This window comes from Bacillus sp. DU-106 (assembly GCF_004799705.1).
Taxonomy (GTDB): Bacteria; Bacillota; Bacilli; order Bacillales; family Bacillaceae_G; genus Bacillus_A; species Bacillus_A cereus.
Genome location: NZ_CP026607.1, coordinates 683,677 through 705,119, shown reverse-complemented (window position 1 = coordinate 705,119; position 21,443 = coordinate 683,677). Strand labels below are relative to the sequence as shown.

Here is a 21,443-nt window from a genome sequence, read left to right as displayed (position 1 = left end):
TCTTTTTTTATCCCCTCTATTACATCCACATTACGGAATTAACAGCATAATCATGAAAAATATACTTATTATGACAAATGTTAAGAAAAGTCTTTCTTTATGAAATCGAATCCATATGCGTTGCTTTTCTACCTATTATATGGCTAAATAGGTACTATATTTATTTGAAGGGAGAGAACGCAATGGAACATCATACTTCTGTTCTATCACTTATGGTTGTCGTTGCAATCGCGTTTTTCGTTCCCCTTTTGTTACAACGCTTTAAATTAAAAGCACTTCCTGTGGTCGTTGCAGAAATTATTGCAGGAATCTTTGTAGGTAAAAGTGGGTTTAATATTATTGAGCCAGATATATGGCTTCAAGTTTTATCAACATTAGGATTTATCTTCCTCATGTTCTTAAGCGGTTTAGAAATTGATTTTTCTATCTTTAAACAAAAAGGGAAAAAAAATACGACAAACGAACCAAATACATTTCAGGCAGCAAGCATTATCTTCTTATTTATTTTCATCTTATCTTATGCCCTATCATTACTATTCGTATGGCTAGGATTCGTAGATAATGCAATGTTCATGACTTTAATTATTTCAACTATTTCTTTAGGTGTTGTTGTACCAACATTAAAAGAGAATAACTTAGGAAAAACAGCAATTGGGCAAATCATTTTATTAGTCGCTGTTATTGCGGATTTAGTTACAATGATTTTACTCGCTGTATTCGTCGGATTAAATTCCGAAAGCGGCCAAAGCATGTGGCTTCTTCTTCTTCTATTCGGCGCTGGTATTGTTATTTACTTCGTTGCAAAACGTTTTAAAAACATTCCATACTTAGATAGTTTAAAAGCTGGTAGTGTACAAATTGATACACGAGCTGTTTTTGCACTCATTTTAATCTTAGTTGGGTTATCGGAATCTGTTGGAGCAGAAAATATTTTAGGCGCCTTCTTAGCAGGTGTACTTGTATCGTTATTATCACCAAATGAAGATATGGTGGAAAAACTTGATTCTATCGGCTATGGTTTCTTCATCCCTATTTTCTTCGTAATGGTTGGTGTAAATCTAGAGGTGTGGTCTATTTTCAAAGAACCTTCTAGCATGCTAATGATTCCAATCTTAATTGTAGGACTCTTTATTTCGAAACTCTTACCATCACTCGTCTTAAGAAAATGGTATCCACGTAATATCGTACTTGGAAGTGCAATCTTATTAACATCGACACTTTCTTTAGTTATTGCGGCTGCACAAATTGGTGAAAAACTGGAGATCATCAGTCCAAGTTTATCTGCCTCTCTTATTTTAAGCGCAGTTATTACTTGTATTTTTGCACCTATATTGTTTAAAAAAATGTTCCCAAAAGTAGAAACACCAAAACCAAAAGTAGCTATTATTGGCGCGAGCAGAATTACCCTTCCGTTATCACTAGATTTAAAACGAGAAGATTATGACGTAACGCTATATATGATGCGTCAAAACAAAATAAATGATGAAGAAGCGACATCACATGACTTCCCTATCGTGAAATTAGATGACATCACAATCGCATCATTAACTGAACAAACAGCATTTGATGCAGATCGCGTCGTTGTTGCAACAAGTGATGATGAACAAAACTTATTATTGGCAGAACATGCAAAAGAGCTAGGTGTTGAACATGTTATTGCAAGTGTAGAAGATCCACTTCTACAAGAAAAAGCAACGCAAGAACATATCGCTGTATTCTCAACAATTAACTCTACACGTATTTTATTACGTGCGCTTATTGATAAACCTAGTCTCGTTCGCTTAATTACAACAGCAAACGAAACAGTCCGTGAAGTTGAACTACGGAGCAATAAATATAACGGCGTTGCACTTCGTCGCCTTCCGTTTTTAGGTGATGTACTAGTCATTCAAATTTATCGTGGAAATAAAGCATTAATCCCACATGGGGATACAAGACTACAACACGGTGATACATTACTTGTAACAGGCTCAAAAGAACATATCGATACACTAAAAAACATATTAGAATAAAAAAATGCCCCTCACATAATTGAGGGGCATTTTTTCCATTTCATATGGTAAAATGTTACTATCACATATTATGGGGATGGATTACATTATGTCTATTATAACTTTAGCTCTCTTATTATTAGCCGAAATACTCGTTGCCATTATTCTCATCGGTGTTAGTATTGAGATTTGTAGTTACGGATGGAAAAAATCGAATGGAATAAAATATTCTTGCCTCCTACTTTCACTCCTTCTTGGAACTGCTAGCATACTCGGACTTCTCGCCGCACCTGCCTATTTCTTTATACAATTAACAGAAAAAGCGTTATAAGAAAGGATGTTAATATGATTACCGTGAAAAATATTGAGGGATCTGAAACTTACGTATTACGTCAAAAAATTTTACGCCCCAATCAAACATTAGCAGATTGTAAATACCCTTCCGATTATGAAACAGATACCTTTCACTTAGGCGCATTTATAAACGATCAACTTATTAGTATCGCTTCTTTCTCAAAGGAAATGCATCCCGACTTACAAGCAGGTATGCATTATCGTCTACGAGGAATGGCCACATTGCCTGAGTTTCGAAACAACCACGCTGGAAGCTCCTTAATTCAGAAAGCAGAACAAATCTTACAAGAGCGTCAAGCAAATATGCTATGGTGTAATGGCCGAATTACTGTAGCTGACTATTACAAGCGCTTAGGCTTCCAAGAACATGGTGAAATCTTTGAAATTGAACCAATTGGCCTTCATAAAGTACTGTATAAAAGAATATAAGAAAAGCTTTCCGCAATACGGGAAAGCTTTTCTTATATTTCAATCTTCACTTTTTATCTTTTTCATATATATGTATATAAACAGACTAGGAACTAAAAAACAAGCAAACATAATAAATCCTGTCATACTAATTTCCTTTATCGAAATATCTGGTGTTACAACGATACAAATAGCTAAAATCCCAATAACAATACTTACAGGAATTAATAATAGTTTCATGAAATAGCTACGTGATACTCCCCCTGTATGCTCATACACTTCCACTGAATTTTTCAGATTTAAAAAGTTAATAACTACAATCCCACCCATAAATACCATTAATAAATCCGAAACACTTTCATATCCTGCATCTTGCAAAACGTAGCGATAAAAAACAATACCTAGTATGAAAATATTTTGTAAGATGAAAACTAATCTAATATGTTTTAACCCCTCAATCATTAAACGTTCATCTTTCACAATTTTCATCGAATCACTCCTTTTCCTCCCAAAACAAATCATTCAAAGTTTTATCTACTGCATAACAAATTTTCAAACATAAATCTAAAGACGGATTGTATTTGCCCTTCTCAATTAAACTAATCGTTTGCCTTGTAACGCCTACTTTTTCTGCTAATTGTTGCTGTGTTAAATCTAACTGAACACGCGCGACTTTTATTTTACTTACAGCCATTCATGTTCCCCCTCCATCCATATTGTAACATATATATTCCATTAAGTAATTTATATTTTGCGTGACTGATTATAGTTTCACTTTATTATACACAAAAAAGGAGCCCCTCATAAGAAGCCCCCTCTCCTATATTATAAGAATAAATGACATCCAAATAAAATTGTAAATAAGTAGAGTAACGGATGCACTTCCATCCCTTTCCCTTTCACAATTTTCAAGACTGGATACACTAAAAATCCAATTGCAATTCCATTCGCAATACTAGATGTTAACGGAATACCTATAAAAATTAAAAATGCTGGTAACGCATCTTCAAATTCATTCCAATTAATATCTCGAATGCTTTGTGCCATTAAACTACCTACTATAATTAATGAAGGAGCTGTAATAGCGGCTACACTTGATAAAGAAGCAATAACAGGACTAAAAAATGCCGTTATAATTGTTAGACCAACAACTACAATCCCTGTTAACCCAGTTTTACCACCTGCAGCAATACCTGCTGACGATTCAATCGTCGCTGCTGTTGGGCTTGTTCCAAAGATAGAACCTGTAGTCCCGCCAATTGCATCTGCAATAAACGCTTTACCAAAACGCTTCTCTGTATTGTCTGTAATTAAACCTGCTTGTTTAATTAAACCAAGTAATGCACCTGTTGTATCGAATAAAAGTACAAGTAAAAATGAAAATACAACGCCGTATAATCCGTATTCAATTACATCTGAAAAGGCATTGATTGGGTTTGAAACGATGATACCCTCTGGTAAATGAGGCATCGCCACAATTTTATCAGCAAACTTCAATTGCCCTGTAAAGAAGGCAATAATTCCTGTCACAATCATACTAATAAATAATGCACCGCTCACACGCAATGTCATTAATACCGCCGCTAATATTAAACCAATTAAAGTTAAAATAACAGCTGGAGAATGAAAATCACCAATCGTAACTAAATTAGACGGATGATCCACGATAATTCCAGAAAGGCGCAATCCAATAAAAGCAATAAATAGTCCAATTCCACCTGCAATTGCATGCTTTAAACTATCAGGAATTGCTAAAATTAACTTTTGCCTAAACGAAGTAAAAGATAATAAAAGAAAAATAATCCCCGTTACAAATACAGATGAAAAGGCAACTACATATGTAATCCCTTCTGCCTTCTGTACAACAGAATAAGCAAAATATGCATTCATTCCCATAGCTGGAGCAATAACAATCGGGTAATTCGCGAAAATCGCCATACCTACTGTTCCAACAACGGTTGCAATAATTGTTGCTGTAAACGCTTGGTCAAATGGTACACCTGCATCAGATAATATTTTTGGATTGATGACAAGAATATACGCAAATGTAAAAAAAGTTGTGATGCCAGCTAAAAACTCTTGCTTCACAGAAGTGTTATATTTTTGTAATTGAAACATGCTTATGTACCCTTCCTACACCTGAATTATTATCACACATTCTTTTTCTTACTAGTATGTGAGAAAATATAATACTTAATCTTAACAATCAATAAAAAGAAGAGTCAATATATTCCCTAATAGTTAGAATTTTAAGTTTAAGTCTGACAAGTACAGATGTAGTACAGTTCATTATGATTATTTTTGTAGCATAACAGATAGAAATGTTTTATAATTTGAAATAGTTAAATATTTAGTAAACGCATTCAAATATCGTTCACTCTACAAGGGGGATTCTTCTTATGCAGCACACAAACAAATCTGGAACTTTAAATCGTGGTTTAAAAGAACGACATATTACTTTAATGTCACTGGGCTCAGCTATTGGCGTTGGGCTATTTTTAGGATCCGCTTCCGCCATTAAACTAGCAGGTCCTTCTATTTTGCTAGGCTATATGATTGCCGGTCTCGTTATTTTTTTCATTATGCGAGCGCTTGGGGAAATGGCAATTGAACAACCTGTTGCTGGTTCTTTTAGTAAATATGCATATGATTATATTGGACCACTCGCTGGTTATATTACTGGTTGGAATTACTGGTTCTTATGGGTTGTTACTTGTATGGCTGAAATTACAGCAGCTGGTATTTACATGCAGTACTGGTTCCCAGATATCCCGCGCTGGACTTGGGCATTACTTGCTCTATTATTAATGAGCGCTTTTAACTTCTTATCGGTAAAAGTATTTGGAGAACTTGAGTTTTGGTTTGCTCTCATTAAAATTGTCACAATTATCTGTATGATAGTAGTCGGAGCTGGTATTATTTTATTCGGATTCGGAAACGGTGGTATCGCTACTGGTATTTCAAATCTTTGGTCACATGGTGGCTGGTTCCCAAATGGATTTTCTGGGTTACTACTCTCCATGCAGATGGTACTATTCGCTTATTTAGGCGTTGAATTAATCGGTGTTACAGCTGGTGAGGCTCAAAATCCGAAGAAAACACTCGCAAAGGCAATCGATAACGTATTTTGGAGAATTCTACTCTTTTACGTTGGGGCATTATTCGTTATGATGGCAATTTATCCATGGAACGAACTTGGTGAGAAAGGCAGTCCATTCGTATTAACATTCCAACAAATTGGTATCGCAAAAGCAGCAGGTATTATTAACTTTGTCGTATTAACAGCAGCTCTTTCTTCTTGTAACGGTGGTTTATTTAGTACAGGCCGTATGCTATATACATTAGCTCAGCAGAAAAAAGCTCCTGAAAGATTTGGTCGTTTAAATAAAAATGGCATTCCAAGCCAAGGAATTGTAGCAACTGCTATCGTTTTACTAATTGGTGTTATATTAAACTATCTCGTACCTGCAAAGGTATTTACATGGCTTACTAGCATTTCAACTTTCGGTGCAATTTGGACTTGGGGAATTATATTAGTCGCTCAAATTAAATTCCGTAAAAGCTTGCCTACTCAAAATAAACAAAAGTTATCGTATAAAATGCCTTTATACCCATTAAGCTCATATTTCTCACTCGTTTTCCTTGTATTAGTATTAGGTATAATGGCGTATTCAGAAGATACACGAATTGCATTGATTGTCGGCCCAATTTGGCTTATCGGCTTAGCAATCGTATATTACATGAAAGGGTTTCATAAGATTGATGAAACACCTAACTCAAAAATTAGTTAAGCAAAACATCCCTTCCTTATTACTTGGAAGGGATGTTTTTATATCTATATAAATATTTCTCAACAAAATTCACGGTATTTTTACAATTTTTTAATATTTTTTATGTTTTCCGTCTTTATTTTTACAGAAAAATAAATTACATTATTAAAGCACATATATTTATTATTAGGGGGATTCTTCTATGAAGAATAAAAAATGGATTACATTTTCTTTAGCAACAGCAATTACACTAAGTATAGGGACCTCGTTCATATCGTCTACTTATGCCGAAAGCTCTGTAGACCCAGCTCCTGAAATTGCTGCAAAAGTTGTAAATCAAAACAATGGGAAGAAAGTATTATTCGATAATACACACGGTCAAACTGCTGGGACAGCTGACTGGGTTATTGACGGCGGCTTTTCTGACTTCGGAAACGGCATTGCAAAAAACGGATATCACGTAAAGGAACTTCGTAAATCAACACCTATTACGTACGAAGACTTAAAAGATTACAATGTATTTATCGTTCCAGAAGCTAATATTCCTTACAAAAAATCTGAGCAGGACGCTATGTTACAATATGTAAAAAATGGTGGTAGTATCTTCTTTATTGCTGATCATTACAATGCAGATCGTAATAAAAATCGCTGGGACTCTTCTGAAGTATTTAATGGATATAGACGCGGTGCTTGGGATAATCCAGCAAAAGGAATGTCTAATGAAGAAGCTAATTCACAAGCTATGCAAGGAGTAGAAAGCTCTGATTGGCTCTCTGACAACTTCGGTATTCGCTTCCGCTACAATGCACTTGGTGATGTTTCAGCGAAAACAATTGTATCGCCTGAACAATCTTTCGGAATTACAAAAGGTGTTTCGTCTGTAGCAATGCATGCTGGTTCTACTCTAGCAATTACAAACCCAAAACTAGCAAAAGGACTTGTTTACCTTCCAGAAAATCCATCAAAATGGAATAACGCTGTTGATAGTGGCGTTTATAATGGCGGTGGTATTGCAGAAGGCCCATATGCTGCTATCGCAAAAGTAGGACTTGGAAAAGCTGCCTTTATTGGTGACTCTTCTCCTGTTGAAGATGCTACGCCAAAATACGTTCGTGAAGATTCTGGCCAAACAAAGAAAACTTACGATGGTTATAAAGAAGAAAACGATGCGATTTTATTAGAAAACATCGTAAATTGGTTATCAAATAAAGAGACATTTACAAGTTTAGATCAAGTAAATGGTTTACAACTTGATTCACCTACAGCTCTACAAACATTTGAACAGCCAAGCTTATCAACAGAACCACAACCTGAACCTTGGAGTGCACCAAATGCAGGTTATCAATGGTTTAATACAAATACTTTTAAACCAGGTTCATACGGTTATAACGGTGCGGTAACAACAAGCGACTACGTCGTTACACACCCTAGCATTCTACCAAACAATGAAATTTTCCAAATGAAGATTCAAGTAAATAACTTACTACCTAATACAACGTATAACAACTATTCTTTAGGTATCTTCACTACTGGTGGAACACAAGTGGCTAAAGTACAAAATGCAAACGGCACTTGGCCATCTACTTTCGGATATAGTAGTGCATTTTCTTTCACAACAAACAGCTTAGGCTCTGCTGAGAAAGTTGTAAATGTACAGATTGATTCAAATACAACTGGACAAGCAACGCTTCGTCTACGCCAAAATACAACAACGAAATATAATGAAACTGTAACGATTAATAAGAAATAATAAAAAAGGCAATCCATACATGGATTGCCTTCTTCTCACTTCTCTTCCTTCGAGAAAAACATTCTTGAAATAACGATACCTATACTACCGACGATTAGGAATAACACTGCCCTAATCATCATCGATACCTCTGGTAAGTCAAGTAAGAATAACTTCCCTACCGTTACGACTAAAACGACTAAACCAGCATATAATATTTCATCCATATTTCTATTTCTTCCAAACCAAACCGCAAATAATGCATATACCATCCATAATAACGATACTGATACACTAATTACGCTTCCATCTGCAGATAAAACTTCACCGATTCTCGTAATTGTAATAAATACAATTATCATAAACCAATAGAGCACTATAGAATACATATATTTGCCGAAGCTCGCTAATACTTCTTTCGCTTCTCTCATGCAATAATAGAACGTTCCTATTAAAATAAGATGAGCAACAAAGCCTGCCGAAATAAATTGATCAAACGGGCTAAAAATAGTCTGTATCATTCCAATTGCGTAAACCGTCGCACTAACATACAATTTTATCTGTTGTTTTACTTTAATAGAAGTGACCATGCCGAGGAAACCTTGTAACAATAGTACAATCGCTGCATTCACTAAACTATACTCATATAAAATTGCTAAACTAAATGCTCCCATTGCGAAACCAAATAAGAGATTTGTAAATGTAGAATGTCTATTTTTCCTATATTCACATACGAACATAGCGGCATGCACGAGTGCACTAATAATTAATCCCCATGTTGTAAAATCAGGTATTTTTGAAATAGCTAGTATAAAGAACACTGCATTCGCACTAAATATCGCCAAACGTGGTTCTAGTATAAAACTTCTCTCCGTAAACATATGCCAAAATAATAGTAAATGAATCAAACCATATACAATCGTTAACTGTATTTGCAAGTTCTCTACTAACATTGACATAACAGCAAAGAAAACGAAAAGGACAATGGCAGCAACAGCGTAAGAAATCATATATAAGTATTTATAACGATTTTTCAACGCATACCATAATAAACTAAGTGTTAATACTGTCTCATATCCAAAGAAAATATAAGGATTAGGAGTCGTACTATTTAACAAGAATGGTACGAAGAACGCACCGACCGCTACGAAAATAGTGAGATATTCCGATTGATATCTTTTCGCTAAATAAATCCCTAAAATAACCCATGCAATATTACAGAGAAACGCGACACTTGCCGGAATAAATCCATATAAATAATGTGCTGCAAACGTCGTTAGAACAATCCCGGTAATACTTCCTCCAGCTAATACTAATCCTAACGCTTGCCGCTCTCTTTTAATTTGAATATCTCCTATATAATACAACCCGATAGATAATGCGATACCAAACACAATTCGTATCGCTGGTGTTAATAAACCAGCATCTACCCCTGCTTTAAATAACCAGATCACTCCAAGCAACATAATACCGACAAATACACGCGGTAACCACGTCTGACAAAACTTAATAATATTAAATGGCTCTGGTTTAAAAGCCGATATATCTACTTGTTTTAACTCAGGTTCTTGCAAAGGCTCTTTTATCTTAACTATTTCTTCTTTTGGCTTTTCCTCCATTACCGTTTCAATATATTCTTTCTTGTTCTTACTAACATGTTGCTGAGCGTTTTCTACTTCTATTTCCCTCTGCTTTACTTTTAATTCAGCAAGTGCTTCTTGAATTGTTTCAATTGCCGTTTCGAGTGCTTCTATTTTCTTATCCAAATCCTTCTTCATACGCTCCCCCCTTATTCGTAACTCTCATTGAACCTATATATTACCAATTATCTTTATCATACTCTTAGTCTATTCATTTTCAATAGTATTTTTCCAAAAAAAGAAAGGTGTCTTCCCAAAATAGGAAAACACCTTTTTACTCATTTATTCTTATTTAGAAAAATGCTAACGATAAAACCAAGACACATGCCTACAATAGCTGGAACAATCCACCCAACACCTTCTGTATAAAACGGGATGTATTTTAATGCTGACGTCCACTGATTCATCATTACATTTTTATTTAAAATGTCAATTGCACTAAATATCGCTACAACCAAAACAGTTACTGCATATACGTATGCATACTTTCCAATATACTGATGGAATAACCCTAGAATAATAAGCGTTAACGCAATTGGATAAATAAATCCAAGAATTGGTACTGATACTTTTAAAATTTGCGTTAACCCTAAATTAGCTAAAATCATACTAACAACGCTTACTATAAATGCCCACAATTTATAAGATACTTTCGGAAATGCACTCGCAAAAAATTGACTACAAGACGTAACAAGTCCAATTGAAACACATAAACACGCGATAGTAAAAATAAGACCTAATAAAACGACTCCGCCCTGTCCAAATAATGTAATCATAACTTGTGCTAACACTTTCGCACCGTTATCAAATGTTCCTAATGAGCCACTAATTGCCCCCACATATCCAAGGATGACATAAATAATAGATAATAATAGTCCTGCCCCAATTCCAGCAATACTCATATATTTCGCTAAACCTTTATCATCTTCAATACCCTTTGCACGTAATGCATTTGCAATAACAATTCCAAAGATTAAAGCAGCTAACGCATCCATTGTTAAATATCCATCTAAAAACCCTTGAAACATAGGAGCTTGGCCATAGTTCCCTATTGGTTCTTTCATATCTCCTACTGTTGTAAACATACTCTTTATAAAAATGAGTGCAATCATACATAATAATAACGGCGTCAAGACTTTTCCAAACAACCCCATTAATTTAGATGGGGATAAACTTAACCAGTAAACAATACTAAAGAAAATAACTGTGTAAAACAATAATAATCCGTTTCCTGCTTCAGGGAATAACTGACCTGGCCCCATTTCAAAAGCTAAACTTCCCGCACGGGGTATACCAAGCCCAGGTCCAATAAATACATACACGATACATGGAAAAATAATTGCAAATGAAGAATGAACCCTACCCGCTAACGTTTGAAAACTTCCTGCTTTTGCAATAGAGATAACACCTAATATAGGAAGACCTGTTGCTGATATAATAAACCCTACTAATGAAATCCAAACATGTTCTCCTGCTTCATACCCAAGGAAAGGTGGAAATATCAGATTCCCTGCTCCAAAGAACATAGAGAATAACATAAGGCTAATAAGTAAAATTTCTTTTTTCTGTAACAATTTCATTTCTTTCTCCTTCTTTAATTTCATCTTTTATGAAATCAATTTCACATATAAAAAAGTACAATAACCCGCTTCCTTACAAAGAAAACATAGTCCATAGTCTATCACAAAAGAAACACCCATTCTATAGCTATTCCTCTTTTCCAATTTCTTCTGAAAAATCAACCTTTATTGACTTATAATAGTTAATAAAGTAAAATATTAAATGTACAAAATTATTAACTTTGTTTTTTGTTTGTGTCAGGAGGAAAATAACATGGAATCAGCGATACAACTAGAAAGAGAACAACAAAGAAAAAAGAAACATCCTCCAGGTTTATACTTACTCTTCTTTACAGAAATGTGGGAAAGATTTAGTTACTATGGATTACGAGGATTATTAACATTATATTTAACGACAGCTTTAGTAAGCGGTGGTCTTGGGTTTAGTCCCGCATGGGCACTCTCTATTTACGGATTTTATACTGGAGCCTGTTATTTCACACCAATGATTGGTGGATACTTAACAGACCGTTTTCTAGGTAGACGAAAAGCAATCAAAATTGGTGGTATAACAATGGCAATCGGTAACCTTACACTATTTGCCTTGCAAAACCAATTAGGCCTATACCTCGGATTAGCGCTTATTATTATCGGTAACGGATTCTTCAAACCGAACATCTCTACACTGGTTGGAGAATTATACGAAGAGAACGATCCAAAACGTGATAGTGCATTTACCATTTTCTATATGGGTATTAACGTCGGTTCATTTTTAGCTCCACTCGTTTGCGGATTTTTATCAGAAAATTTATTCAAAACAACAGTTGATGGCGTTGTACATTACGGATTCCGTTACGGTTTCTTAGCCGCTTCAATCGGAATGATCATTGGACAAATTTTATTTACAACACTATCAAATCGCTTCCTTGGTAATATCGGTAAAAAACCAACTCGCGATTTACAAACAGCTGCTGGACAACCATCAGTAGGAGATACACCATTAACAAAAAAAGAAAAACAACGTACCGCAGTTATCGTCATTTTAACATGCTTCGTTGTCTTCTTCTGGGCTGGCTTTGAACAAGCTGGTAGCTCATTAACATTATATACAAACAAATTTGTAGACCGCTCTGTGTTCGGATGGGAAGTTCCAACATCTTGGTTCCAATCGGTCAATCCATTATTTATTATTTTACTTGCTCCAGTCATTTCTGCATTATGGGCAAAACTTGCAACTCGCAAGCAGGGTGATTTAAAAATCCCAACTAAAATGGGACTTGGTATGATTTTGCTCGGTATTGGTTATATCATTCTCGTTATCGCTACATTAAAAACAGGTAGTGATGAACATAACATTACAGAAAAAGCAAACTTACTGTTTATCGTCTTTACGTATCTTTTCCATACGTTAGGTGAGCTATTCTTATCACCTGTCGGACTATCAATGGTTAGTGCGCTTGCTCCGGTAAAATTAGCATCTTTACTAATGGGTGTATGGCTAGCAAGTTCAGGTATCGCCAACATTTTAGGCGGACAACTTGCAAGCTTCACAACTTCACTTGGATACGCTGAAGTATTCACAGTTATTGGCGCTGTGGCAATTGTACTAGGTTGTGTTTTATTATTAATTTCTAAGAAATTAGTGAAATGGATGGATTAAAAAAGATGAGGAATTTCTCCTCATCTTTTTTTATGCTGTTTTACCTTTTTCAATTGCTTGTTCGTACAGCTCTTTATGTTCTTTATATTCACTTGGTACGAAACTCTTATAGAAGAATGAGAACCAGCTGTCTCCCTTTTTATACCCTTCTTCTCGAATTTCCGCTGCTTTTTTATTCGATTTAAATCCTTCAGTAAACCATTTCTTTAACAATTCATTTCTTTCATACTTAGCAGGAACTTTTAAATCATAGTTTTCAAATGCATACTTATAGCCAGCCTTTTCTACTACCTTTTTTGTAGACTTATAGCCTTTTTCATACGCTGTTTCATATGCCTTCACGTATACTTCTTTCTCTCTATTTCCAGGATTCTTTTCAGCTAGTTCTTTCCCTGTCTTTTCCCCTAACTCAGCTTGCTCTTTTTCAATTTTTTCTGTTCTTTCTTTATTCCCTACTTTGAATCCGTCTGCAAAGTTTACCTTAAACTCTGGAGCAACTTGACTATCGTCCATCGTCTCTTGTGCTAAACCTTGTTCTTTTCCTTTTTCAAAATGCGTTTTCTTCTGCTCTTCTAAAGACCATACGGCTGCATAAGTCGCTTTAAACGCTTGTTTATATGCATCAGATTTTCCAGCTACATGCACTTCTGCATCATTTTTTCCTGCTTTAAAATCAGTTTCTCCATTCTTTTGACCTTCAAGTTGACCTTTTTCCATATCAGCTTGGCGCTGCGCTTCCTCTTGCTTACGTGCCTCTTCAGCTTTTCTTTGTTCCTCGGCTACACGTTGTCTCTCTTCTTCAGCTTTACGCTGTGCTTCTGCATTACGTTGTTTTTCCGCCTCAGCGTTGCGTTGCACTTCTGCAGCACGTTGTTTTTCCGCCTCGGTATTGCGCTGTGCTTCTGCTTGTCTCTCAGCTTCTACAGCACTATTATTATTCTGGCTAGGAGCTGGTTTATTGTGATAATGATATTCCCCGTACTGTAATCCCCATTTCTCACAATTTGTACGACACGTATGTCCGCCATTAGCATCTGTACGCCCTGGATGTGCATAAGCTGAAATCGGAGCTACCAATAACGCTATACTCGTTGTTAAAAGAAGTTTCTTCACCTGTTGTCTCACTCTTGTTCCTCCCAAAATATAGAATCCTAACTTTATTATACATAAATAGAATAATATTTAAATACAAAACCGAAATATTCTATTATTTCTCAACATTAGTAAAAAAGAAGGTGAACTCTTTAAAGAGTTCACCTTCTTTTTTACTTCTTCGCCTTCGTTCTTACTAAATCACCAGCAACAACATAACGCTTAGAATTATCCTTTACAGATACACATGTAATAAGCGTTATCTCATCTTTCCCATGATCCTCTACAACTTCCCACTTATCAGGAGTCACTTCAGATACACCAGTAACCGCATACTCATATTCATTTTCATTGTCATACAAATAAATTTTATCGCCTTTTTTCAAAGAAGCTATATCACTAAATAAAACACCTTTTTTAGACATGTTATGTCCTGCTAATGCGTAATTTCCTTTTCCCATAACTTGATTCTCTTTTACTGTCGCTGCACCTGATAATAAGTTTTTTTCAGTAGAAGCTTTTAAAACAGGCAGTTCTACTGAAACACTTGGAATCGAAATACGACCAATTACTTGTTTCTTATCTAATGATGCATTCGCTACTTCCGCCAAGTCTGGTTGATTAATTTTGGAAGCATCTACAAATTCCGTCTCATGCTTTTCATAATCCATCTTTTGAACAGCCTGCACATTTTCAGTCTGTTTCTTTTCAGCCTGATATCCATCATAAAATGGCTTTCCAATTAACACGCCACCTACAACAAATAGCAGAATTGCTACTATACTATAAATTCTTTGCTTATTCATACACAGTTCCTTTCCCTTACAAAATCTTACTCTATATAAAATGATAAAATAATATCGCTATATGTACAAGTATTAGCTTGAAAAGAAACCTTCTTGCCGATGCAAGAAGGTTTCTTTTCAAGCTAATTTATTTCTGTATAGTGATACGTGAAATACTGTCATTTGAATAAAGAAAATAGAAAATAGAATATATAATGGGTATCCAGGAAGATATTCATTAATAATAGGCGAAAAAGTTAAAAATCCAACTGCACAAGGTAACACAAACCATAACGATACAAATGTTGTTCGACAAGCTTTATCCGTAATCGCTTTTTCACGTTCATCTTCTAGCGGAAATAATAATGGATACATCCAAAAAGATAAATTCTTATATTTTTTCTTTTGAATTCTATAAAAAATTGTAACTATAATTGCTCCAATAAATAATAAAATGAATGGTACTCCATTAAACCATACTTCAAATGGGAATTTGTCGTTTTTAATTATATCTGCTAACTCTGTAATAACACTATAAAATTCAACAAATGTCCAACATGCTAGTGCAGTATAGAGTACATTTATAATATAAGAAAAAACAATTCTATTCATCCTCTTCCTCCTCCTTATTTAAAACAAACACGTCTTCCATCTTTAACTGGAACACATCACAAATCGTAAGTGCTAATAACAAAGAAGGAACGTAATCCCCTTTTTCAATTGCAGCAATTGTTTGTCTCGTTACTCCAACCTTTTCTGCTAATACACTTTGCGTAAAGTTAAAACGAGCTCTTAATTCTTTTACTCTGTTTAAAATGGTCAAATTTACCACCTCTCACCATTATTGTATGCTACCCTTAACAAAATGTAAACTCAACTTAACATTATTATTATAAAAAAATCCAACTCTACGTATTGTAAAGTTGGATTACGTTTTAGTTTAAAATTGTAACTTTAACAATTTTTCTTCCCCATTGACTAGAAGACCCTTTATCAGGCATTAACACATCAATTCTGTTACCTTTAATCGCTCCACCAGTATCTGCTGCAATTGCGACTCCATACCCTTCAACATTTACAGTTTTGCCTAATGGAATAACTTTTGGATCTACAGCAATTAATTTCATTCCTGGGTTTGCAGTTAAGTTATAGTGTCCCCATGCAGAAAATACTTGTTGACCTGGTGCATAACCATTTTCCGCTGGATCAGCTGTATAAGCTGTAGCTTCTACATAAATTTCTTTCCCACCAGCAGTTGGCTTAGAAGATGGTTCAGGTTGTGCAGGTTCTACCTTCGAATTATTATTAGCAACTGGTTCAGCCGGTTTACTAGCTTTTTCTTGCTTTTGCTTTTCAGCAATTTCCGCTTGCGCTTTCGCTAAAGCTTCTTGCTCTGCTTTTGCAGCCGCTTCTGCTTTTGCACGCTCTTCTGCCGCAATTCTTGCTGCTTCTTGTTCACGAGCAATTGTTTCTTGTACTGCCTTCATATTTGATTCAATTTTAGCTTTCTCTTCCGCTGCTAAATTAAGTTGGCTTGCCACTTCATTATATTTAGCTTGAACTGTTTGTAAGTTATCTTGACGTTTTTTCAAGTTATCTTGCAGTTCAGCTTGCGCTTTTGCTAATTTTTGTTTATCTACTACTAAAGATGCTTCTTTTTCGTCAATTGTTTTCTTGTCCTCTTCAATTTGACGAAGATCTTGTTCTTGTAGACGTAAAATTTCTTTATCAGCTTCTAGAATAGTAGAAACTGCGTTCATACGTTGTAAGAAGTCTGCAAAGTTTTTTGACTCTACTACAACTTCTACTACTAAACTTGTATTTGAACTGTTCTGAACAGAAACCATACGTTTTCTCATAATATCTTTACGAGCAAGGACTTTATCCTCTAAAACGATAATTTCTTCCTTTTTTTGTTCAATCTGCTTATGTGTTTCATCAATTTTACGTTGAATAGCAGCTTGATCCTCTTTATTTTTTGCAATTGTATTATTTAAATTATGTAGTTCGTTTTCGATACCTTTAATTTCTTTACTAACAGCTTGCTTTTCTTGCTCTTTCTTTTGCATTTCTGCATCGTTTTGTTGCAATTGCTGTTGCATGTTGTTAAGTTTCTCGTCGTTTGACTCTGCTTTAACAGCGACTGTACTAGAAAGACCGATAATTCCTGCTAATACTAGACAGCTGATTCGCTTAAAATAGTTCATAATCCGACTCCCTTCTTATACAGTTATACATGATTTATTTTACAGTTTGTTTACAAAACGATTAAATACAGTTTATTTTTCGTGACAAAAAAAAGAGAATTATGAATAAAATGTAATAGATTCTTAAATATTTAACAATTCCTATATTTAAAAAATACAAAAGATGCTAAAATCCAAATATAGAGAAAATATAACTTTCGAAGGCGGTTGAAATAAATACATGTTTACTCAAAAAAAATCACTCCAACATACAATTGCTCAATTAGAAGAGCGTATACAAGAATTAGAAGCAGAATTAAAACAAAAAGATATTGAAAAGCAAGAGACTATTTCTACTATCCACGATCGTGTACAAAGCGTTGTCCAAGAGCATCAACTTGTAAATAACCAACACAATACACTTCAAAGCTTAGTTCAACAATTAAGTTCATGTTTCGAAAATGTTTCAACACGTACGACACATTCCAATGAGTTAAATAATGAAATGTTACAAAAGGAACAAAGCTTAATTCAGTCTATTGCAGAAATTATTGACTGCTCTAATGAAGGAAAAGAATCCGTTCACCGCTTACTTATTGTAATTAATAAATTAGGTGAACAATCTCAACGCACGTCTAATAGTATGAATCATCTAAGCGAACGCTCAAAGGAAATCGAGCAAATTGTAGAAGTCATTCAAAACATTGCAGCACAAACAAATTTACTTGCATTAAATGCGAGTATTGAAGCCGCACGTGCTGGAGAGCACGGTAAAGGATTCGCTGTCGTTGCCAATGAAGTAAGAAAACTAGCGGAAAGTACAGCAGAAAGTACAAAAAACATCGGCAACTTAACGAAAAAAATTCAAGAAGAAATTGAAAAAGCATATGATAACACAAAAGATAATTTACATTTAGTCGATGAAGGTGTAGAAATGAGCGCCGATACAAATGCTAGAATTGAAAATATTTTAGTTATGATTCAAACGTTACAAAATGGTGCTACAAATGTTATTAAGGCTATCGAAAACCAAAAGTCTTGTAATGATGACATATTACGAGAATTCGCTAACACACAACAAATGTTCCAAAAATTAAATACTACTATTATGAATCATATTCATGATGCTGAAAAAGTCGATGTTCAATTGTCTAAAAGTCTTCAAGAAACAGTAACTTCTTAATTAAAAATAAAAATCCCTTATACTTCTATAAGGGATTTTTATTTTATTTCGAATATTTATTTCTTTTCAATATTCATCCATATCTTTGTTATAATGGAAAAGTTGTTTCTTTCAACTAATAAACAAGGAGGTTATTATGGAACAATTTTACTACGTTTTAAAATATTTAATTCTCGGTCTGTTCCAAGGACTAACAGAACCAATTCCGATTTCTTCAAGTGGTCATCTCGTTTTAGCACAACATTTGCTAGGACTAAAAATAGAAGGGTTTAGCTTCGAACTACTTGTTAATTCAGCTTCATTATTAGCTGTATTACTTATTTATAGAAATGATTTAATTCGTCTAACAAAGAATGGTCTCTCTTATATATTTACAAGAGCAGAAGACGCAAAATCAGATTTCTTCTTTATTATTTATCTTGTTATTGCAACCATTCCAGCAGGTGTTATTGGTGTTTTATTTAAAGATTACATCGATCAGTACTTAAAAGGTGTGAAGATGGTTGGAATTTCCCTTCTTATTACTGCTGTCGGCCTTTGGATTATTAGAAATTTACGCGGTCGTAAAAATGATGGCGACCTTTCTATGAAAGATGCAATCATCGTCGGATTAGCACAAGCTTGCGCACTGATTCCCGGAATAAGCCGATCTGGTGCCACAATCGTAGCAGCAATGTTACTTGGTATGAAGCAAGAAACAGCACTTCGCTTCTCATTCTTACTATACATTCCTGTTAGCTTAGGTGGCTTATTGTTAAGCATTACAGACATTGCAAATGATCCAAATCTAGACACATTATTCGTACCATATGTCGTTGCATTCATCGCAACATTTATCATGACGTATATTTCACTAAAATGGTTTATGAACATTATGGCAAAAGGAAATTTAAAATATTTCTCTTTCTATTGTATTATCGTAGGTGTACTTACTCTTATTTTCTTATAAAGTAAAACTTACAAATTGAAAGCGAGTCATCTAGTGTAATAGAATGACTCGCTTTTTTATACCTCTATTAAGTTAAAATCTATTATTTACTCAGAATTTTCTGAATAGTATAATATTATTTAAGTTTACTATTACAGTAATTCTATCTTTCCTACTATTATCGTAAAAGAGGTGTTTATATGTTTATAGTTACTAAACTTATTCACATTAAGTACGAATATGAAAATGAGCTACTTTATGGGCTTAAACAATATTATCTTTCCCCTGGAACGAACGGTTGTATTAACATAGAGTTTTCACATGTTCATCGTACAAATGATAAGGCAGAATATATGATTCGTCTGTTATGGAAAACACAACAAGATTACCATACATGGCTTTCTCAAAGAGAAGGCCATGTAACTTTGAAGCACAAAATACAAGGCTATATACTTTCTTCCAAATCAAATGCTACCTATGTGCATTAACCCTTCTCTTTTTATTCCTTACGAGGGGCAAAATGATAAAGTGAAACTTTAATCAGCCCTCATCAATCGGGCTGTTCACAAATAACAAGATAAGGACCCTCTTACTTTTCATACTGTAAGAGGGCTTCTCTTATGCATACACTTTCTTCTCTTGACAATACAAACGAATAACATGTTTATTTTGTTGAAATACATCATGCGTCAGACGAATAATAATAAAGTTTCTTTTTGTTTGATCATCATGAACAAAAATCTGTTCTCCCTCCTGAAAACGCCATGCACTTTCAAAAGTCGTAATATGATCCCCACTTACAGAAAAAAGTTCATATCGCATCTCTTGTACCCTCTCTCAACTTACATAATCATAATATCCTTATATTAAATTTATTATAACTTAATTCCTATAAAATTAGTAATTATTTCTATTTCGAAAGATTTTAACTTTGTATTTAAATATTTTTAGCGCTATAATGATAAACGAATTTTCATTGAAAGGAGTTTTACTTTGACTGCATATTTATTTCCAGTAAAAACAGCATTTATTTTATTCCCCTTTTTAGCAATGTTTCTTTTAATCCCTTTTTTAATATTTAATTATCGAAAATACGGTTATTTAAATAAATGGCGCTCATTTATTTTATACTCATTATTACTTTACTTATTAAATGCCTATTTTCTTGTTATTTTGCCGTTACCACAAACGTTTGATACTTGTAGCCTACAACCAGCTAATACACAACACATGCAACTCTCACCATTTTATTTCATACAAGAGATTAGTAGTCATACATCGGCAGTTTTAACGAAACCAACTACTTATTTCTACTTATTAAAAGAGTCTGCGTTTTTACAAGTTGCATTTAATGTTCTATTAACTGTTCCATTCGGTATTTACTTACGTTATTATTTCCGACGTAGTTTCTTACAAACAATTTGCATTTCCTTTTTCCTTTCACTATTTTTCGAGCTAACACAAGTGACTGGATTATACGGTATATACAATTGTGCATACCGATTATTTGATATCGATGATTTGTTTTTAAATACATTAGGTGGCGTAATTGGTTTTATCATTGCACCAATATTTACGTACTTCCTTCCGAAGACAAACGAGTTAGATAGTCATATTGATTTGGAAACGAAACCAGTCGGATTCATTCGTCGCCTTATCGCGATGCAAATTGATTGGATTTTCTTATCTATCGTCGTACCTGTCGTTAAAAACAAAGGAAATTCTTTCTTCGTTTCTAATATGCAATCTTACACGAATATGTATGAACTCATTTTCATTACGTGTTCAATCCTTATTTATTTTATTCTTATTCCATACTTTACAAATGGAAAAACAATTGGGAAAGCATTGCTTCGCATTCATCTGAAAGGAAAATCAGATCGTATTACATTAAAAGAACTATTTATTCGCTACGGTATATTTTATTTTGCGTTAGGCGGAATCAATTATATTCTTTCTAGTAGCTCTATGTTAAATCATACAGAACCTTTAGTATTACTCGTTACATTGTTATTCCTATTTATCATTAACGGCCTATTCATTATTCATGTTTTACTGCATGTATTTAGCCGTGATAAACTACTATTTTATGAACATATTAGTCATACAAGAAATGCAATTACACTAAAAAAAGCTGACAAATAATTATTTGTCAGCT

General features: G+C 34.3%; 21 protein-coding genes. 10 read left to right on the top strand and 11 right to left on the bottom strand.

Translation table 11 applies throughout. From position 1 onward, the window contains the following. Positions 1-182 precede the first annotated feature (182 nt). From C3Y97_RS03605 to C3Y97_RS03595, 3 genes are read left to right on the top strand one after another with little or no spacing between them, the layout of a single operon-like run. On the top strand, positions 183-2,012 hold the full coding sequence (locus C3Y97_RS03605; RefSeq protein WP_000399966.1) for a monovalent cation:proton antiporter family protein: 1,830 nt from the start codon (positions 183-185) through the stop codon (positions 2,010-2,012). Positions 2,013-2,064: 52 nt separating this feature from the next. Then, a complete protein-coding gene (locus tag C3Y97_RS03600; protein WP_000926991.1) occupies positions 2,065-2,322 on the top strand; it encodes a DUF4022 family protein in 258 nt (85 codons plus the stop codon). A gap of 14 nt (positions 2,323-2,336) precedes the next feature. Further along, positions 2,337-2,774 (top strand): GNAT family N-acetyltransferase, encoded by a 438-nt coding sequence (locus C3Y97_RS03595; RefSeq protein WP_000633769.1) that lies wholly within the window; start codon positions 2,337-2,339, stop codon positions 2,772-2,774. Positions 2,775-2,813: 39 nt separating this feature from the next. Here the strand turns inward: C3Y97_RS03595 and C3Y97_RS03590 are convergent, their stop codons facing one another. The 3 genes from C3Y97_RS03590 to C3Y97_RS03580 all read right to left on the bottom strand — a co-directional run bounded on the left by C3Y97_RS03590 (position 2,814) and on the right by C3Y97_RS03580 (position 4,871). After that, complete coding sequence (locus tag C3Y97_RS03590) at positions 2,814-3,242, bottom strand: hypothetical protein (protein WP_000706637.1); 429 nt, start codon at positions 3,240-3,242, stop codon at positions 2,814-2,816. Between the two features lie 4 nt (positions 3,243-3,246). Continuing rightward, entirely contained in the window at positions 3,247-3,447 is a 201-nt protein-coding gene (locus tag C3Y97_RS03585; RefSeq protein WP_000301182.1) for a helix-turn-helix transcriptional regulator, read from the bottom strand. A 131-nt stretch (positions 3,448-3,578) separates the two neighbouring features. Then, complete coding sequence (locus C3Y97_RS03580; RefSeq protein WP_136363033.1) at positions 3,579-4,871, bottom strand: NCS2 family permease; 1,293 nt, start codon at positions 4,869-4,871, stop codon at positions 3,579-3,581. 281 nt (positions 4,872-5,152) lie between these two features. Here C3Y97_RS03580 and C3Y97_RS03575 point away from each other — a divergent pair, with 281 nt between their 5' ends. Beyond that, positions 5,153-6,544 carry an amino acid permease gene (locus tag C3Y97_RS03575; protein WP_001164897.1) on the top strand — a complete coding sequence of 464 codons (1,392 nt, stop codon included), beginning with the start codon at positions 5,153-5,155 and terminating at the stop codon, positions 6,542-6,544. Positions 6,545-6,725: 181 nt separating this feature from the next. Next, entirely contained in the window at positions 6,726-8,273 is a 1,548-nt protein-coding gene (locus tag C3Y97_RS03570; protein WP_000791522.1) for a hypothetical protein, read from the top strand. Between the two features lie 35 nt (positions 8,274-8,308). On the opposite strand, the gene C3Y97_RS03565 is transcribed toward C3Y97_RS03570, so the two are convergent. Further along, a complete protein-coding gene (locus C3Y97_RS03565; RefSeq protein WP_000710918.1) occupies positions 8,309-10,030 on the bottom strand; it encodes a DUF2339 domain-containing protein in 1,722 nt (573 codons plus the stop codon). Positions 10,031-10,170: 140 nt separating this feature from the next. Further along, the gene (gene brnQ1, locus C3Y97_RS03560) at positions 10,171-11,472 is read right to left on the bottom strand and encodes a branched-chain amino acid transport system II carrier protein BrnQ1 (RefSeq protein WP_000771689.1); all 1,302 of its coding nucleotides are present in this window, start codon (positions 11,470-11,472) and stop codon (positions 10,171-10,173) included. Positions 11,473-11,725: 253 nt separating this feature from the next. Here brnQ1 and C3Y97_RS03555 point away from each other — a divergent pair, with 253 nt between their 5' ends. After that, complete coding sequence (locus C3Y97_RS03555; protein WP_136363032.1) at positions 11,726-13,111, top strand: peptide MFS transporter; 1,386 nt, start codon at positions 11,726-11,728, stop codon at positions 13,109-13,111. A 30-nt stretch (positions 13,112-13,141) separates the two neighbouring features. Here the strand turns inward: C3Y97_RS03555 and C3Y97_RS03550 are convergent, their stop codons facing one another. The 5 genes from C3Y97_RS03550 to C3Y97_RS03530 form a co-directional block, all read right to left on the bottom strand. Next, on the bottom strand, positions 13,142-14,236 hold the full coding sequence (locus tag C3Y97_RS03550; protein ID WP_086401971.1) for a YHYH domain-containing protein: 1,095 nt from the start codon (positions 14,234-14,236) through the stop codon (positions 13,142-13,144). A gap of 140 nt (positions 14,237-14,376) precedes the next feature. Then, positions 14,377-15,009, bottom strand: a complete 633-nt coding sequence (locus C3Y97_RS03545; RefSeq protein WP_001041726.1) for a class A sortase — start codon at positions 15,007-15,009, stop codon at positions 14,377-14,379. 117 nt (positions 15,010-15,126) lie between these two features. Beyond that, a complete protein-coding gene (locus tag C3Y97_RS03540) occupies positions 15,127-15,600 on the bottom strand; it encodes a DUF2178 domain-containing protein (protein WP_001080038.1) in 474 nt (157 codons plus the stop codon). Beyond that, positions 15,593-15,820, bottom strand: coding sequence for a helix-turn-helix transcriptional regulator (locus C3Y97_RS03535; RefSeq protein ID WP_011109823.1), 228 nt, complete (start codon positions 15,818-15,820; stop codon positions 15,593-15,595). Before C3Y97_RS03535 ends, C3Y97_RS03540 begins: the two co-directional genes overlap by 8 nt. Before the next feature lie 103 nt (positions 15,821-15,923). After that, a complete protein-coding gene (locus C3Y97_RS03530; RefSeq protein ID WP_070179719.1) occupies positions 15,924-17,195 on the bottom strand; it encodes a 3D domain-containing protein in 1,272 nt (423 codons plus the stop codon). Between the two features lie 220 nt (positions 17,196-17,415). Between C3Y97_RS03530 and C3Y97_RS03525 the strand changes: the two genes are divergently transcribed. The 3 genes from C3Y97_RS03525 to C3Y97_RS03515 all read left to right on the top strand — a co-directional run bounded on the left by C3Y97_RS03525 (position 17,416) and on the right by C3Y97_RS03515 (position 19,773). Then, entirely contained in the window at positions 17,416-18,357 is a 942-nt protein-coding gene (locus C3Y97_RS03525; RefSeq protein ID WP_000495035.1) for a methyl-accepting chemotaxis protein, read from the top strand. A gap of 136 nt (positions 18,358-18,493) precedes the next feature. Continuing rightward, positions 18,494-19,306, top strand: a complete 813-nt coding sequence (locus C3Y97_RS03520) for an undecaprenyl-diphosphate phosphatase (RefSeq protein ID WP_000434794.1) — start codon at positions 18,494-18,496, stop codon at positions 19,304-19,306. A 179-nt stretch (positions 19,307-19,485) separates the two neighbouring features. Continuing rightward, positions 19,486-19,773 carry a hypothetical protein gene (locus C3Y97_RS03515; protein ID WP_136363031.1) on the top strand — a complete coding sequence of 96 codons (288 nt, stop codon included), beginning with the start codon at positions 19,486-19,488 and terminating at the stop codon, positions 19,771-19,773. Between the two features lie 130 nt (positions 19,774-19,903). Here C3Y97_RS03515 and C3Y97_RS03510 read toward each other — a convergent pair whose 3' ends face one another. Next, on the bottom strand, positions 19,904-20,107 hold the full coding sequence (locus C3Y97_RS03510) for a hypothetical protein (RefSeq protein WP_001268332.1): 204 nt from the start codon (positions 20,105-20,107) through the stop codon (positions 19,904-19,906). A 171-nt stretch (positions 20,108-20,278) separates the two neighbouring features. On the opposite strand from C3Y97_RS03510, the gene C3Y97_RS03505 reads away from it, so the two are divergent. Beyond that, positions 20,279-21,430, top strand: a complete 1,152-nt coding sequence (locus tag C3Y97_RS03505) for a VanZ family protein (RefSeq protein WP_136363030.1) — start codon at positions 20,279-20,281, stop codon at positions 21,428-21,430. Positions 21,431-21,443: the final 13 nt, after the last annotated feature.

Coding starts and splice junctions, on each gene's coding strand:
- C3Y97_RS03570 (WP_000791522.1), top strand. CDS start 6,726: ATGAAGAATAAAAAATGGATTACATTTTCTTTAGCAACAGCAATTACA.
- C3Y97_RS03585 (WP_000301182.1), bottom strand. CDS start 3,447: ATGGCTGTAAGTAAAATAAAAGTCGCGCGTGTTCAGTTAGATTTAACA.
- C3Y97_RS03575 (WP_001164897.1), top strand. CDS start 5,153: ATGCAGCACACAAACAAATCTGGAACTTTAAATCGTGGTTTAAAAGAA.
- C3Y97_RS03540 (WP_001080038.1), bottom strand. CDS start 15,600: ATGAATAGAATTGTTTTTTCTTATATTATAAATGTACTCTATACTGCA.
- brnQ1 (WP_000771689.1), bottom strand. CDS start 11,472: ATGAAATTGTTACAGAAAAAAGAAATTTTACTTATTAGCCTTATGTTA.
- C3Y97_RS03605 (WP_000399966.1), top strand. CDS start 183: ATGGAACATCATACTTCTGTTCTATCACTTATGGTTGTCGTTGCAATC.
- C3Y97_RS03600 (WP_000926991.1), top strand. CDS start 2,065: ATGTTACTATCACATATTATGGGGATGGATTACATTATGTCTATTATA.
- C3Y97_RS03530 (WP_070179719.1), bottom strand. CDS start 17,195: ATGAACTATTTTAAGCGAATCAGCTGTCTAGTATTAGCAGGAATTATC.
- C3Y97_RS03515 (WP_136363031.1), top strand. CDS start 19,486: ATGTTTATAGTTACTAAACTTATTCACATTAAGTACGAATATGAAAAT.
- C3Y97_RS03565 (WP_000710918.1), bottom strand. CDS start 10,030: ATGAAGAAGGATTTGGATAAGAAAATAGAAGCACTCGAAACGGCAATT.
- C3Y97_RS03580 (WP_136363033.1), bottom strand. CDS start 4,871: ATGTTTCAATTACAAAAATATAACACTTCTGTGAAGCAAGAGTTTTTA.
- C3Y97_RS03555 (WP_136363032.1), top strand. CDS start 11,726: ATGGAATCAGCGATACAACTAGAAAGAGAACAACAAAGAAAAAAGAAA.
- C3Y97_RS03590 (WP_000706637.1), bottom strand. CDS start 3,242: ATGAAAATTGTGAAAGATGAACGTTTAATGATTGAGGGGTTAAAACAT.
- C3Y97_RS03525 (WP_000495035.1), top strand. CDS start 17,416: ATGTTTACTCAAAAAAAATCACTCCAACATACAATTGCTCAATTAGAA.
- C3Y97_RS03520 (WP_000434794.1), top strand. CDS start 18,494: ATGGAACAATTTTACTACGTTTTAAAATATTTAATTCTCGGTCTGTTC.
- C3Y97_RS03545 (WP_001041726.1), bottom strand. CDS start 15,009: ATGAATAAGCAAAGAATTTATAGTATAGTAGCAATTCTGCTATTTGTT.
- C3Y97_RS03595 (WP_000633769.1), top strand. CDS start 2,337: ATGATTACCGTGAAAAATATTGAGGGATCTGAAACTTACGTATTACGT.
- C3Y97_RS03510 (WP_001268332.1), bottom strand. CDS start 20,107: ATGCGATATGAACTTTTTTCTGTAAGTGGGGATCATATTACGACTTTT.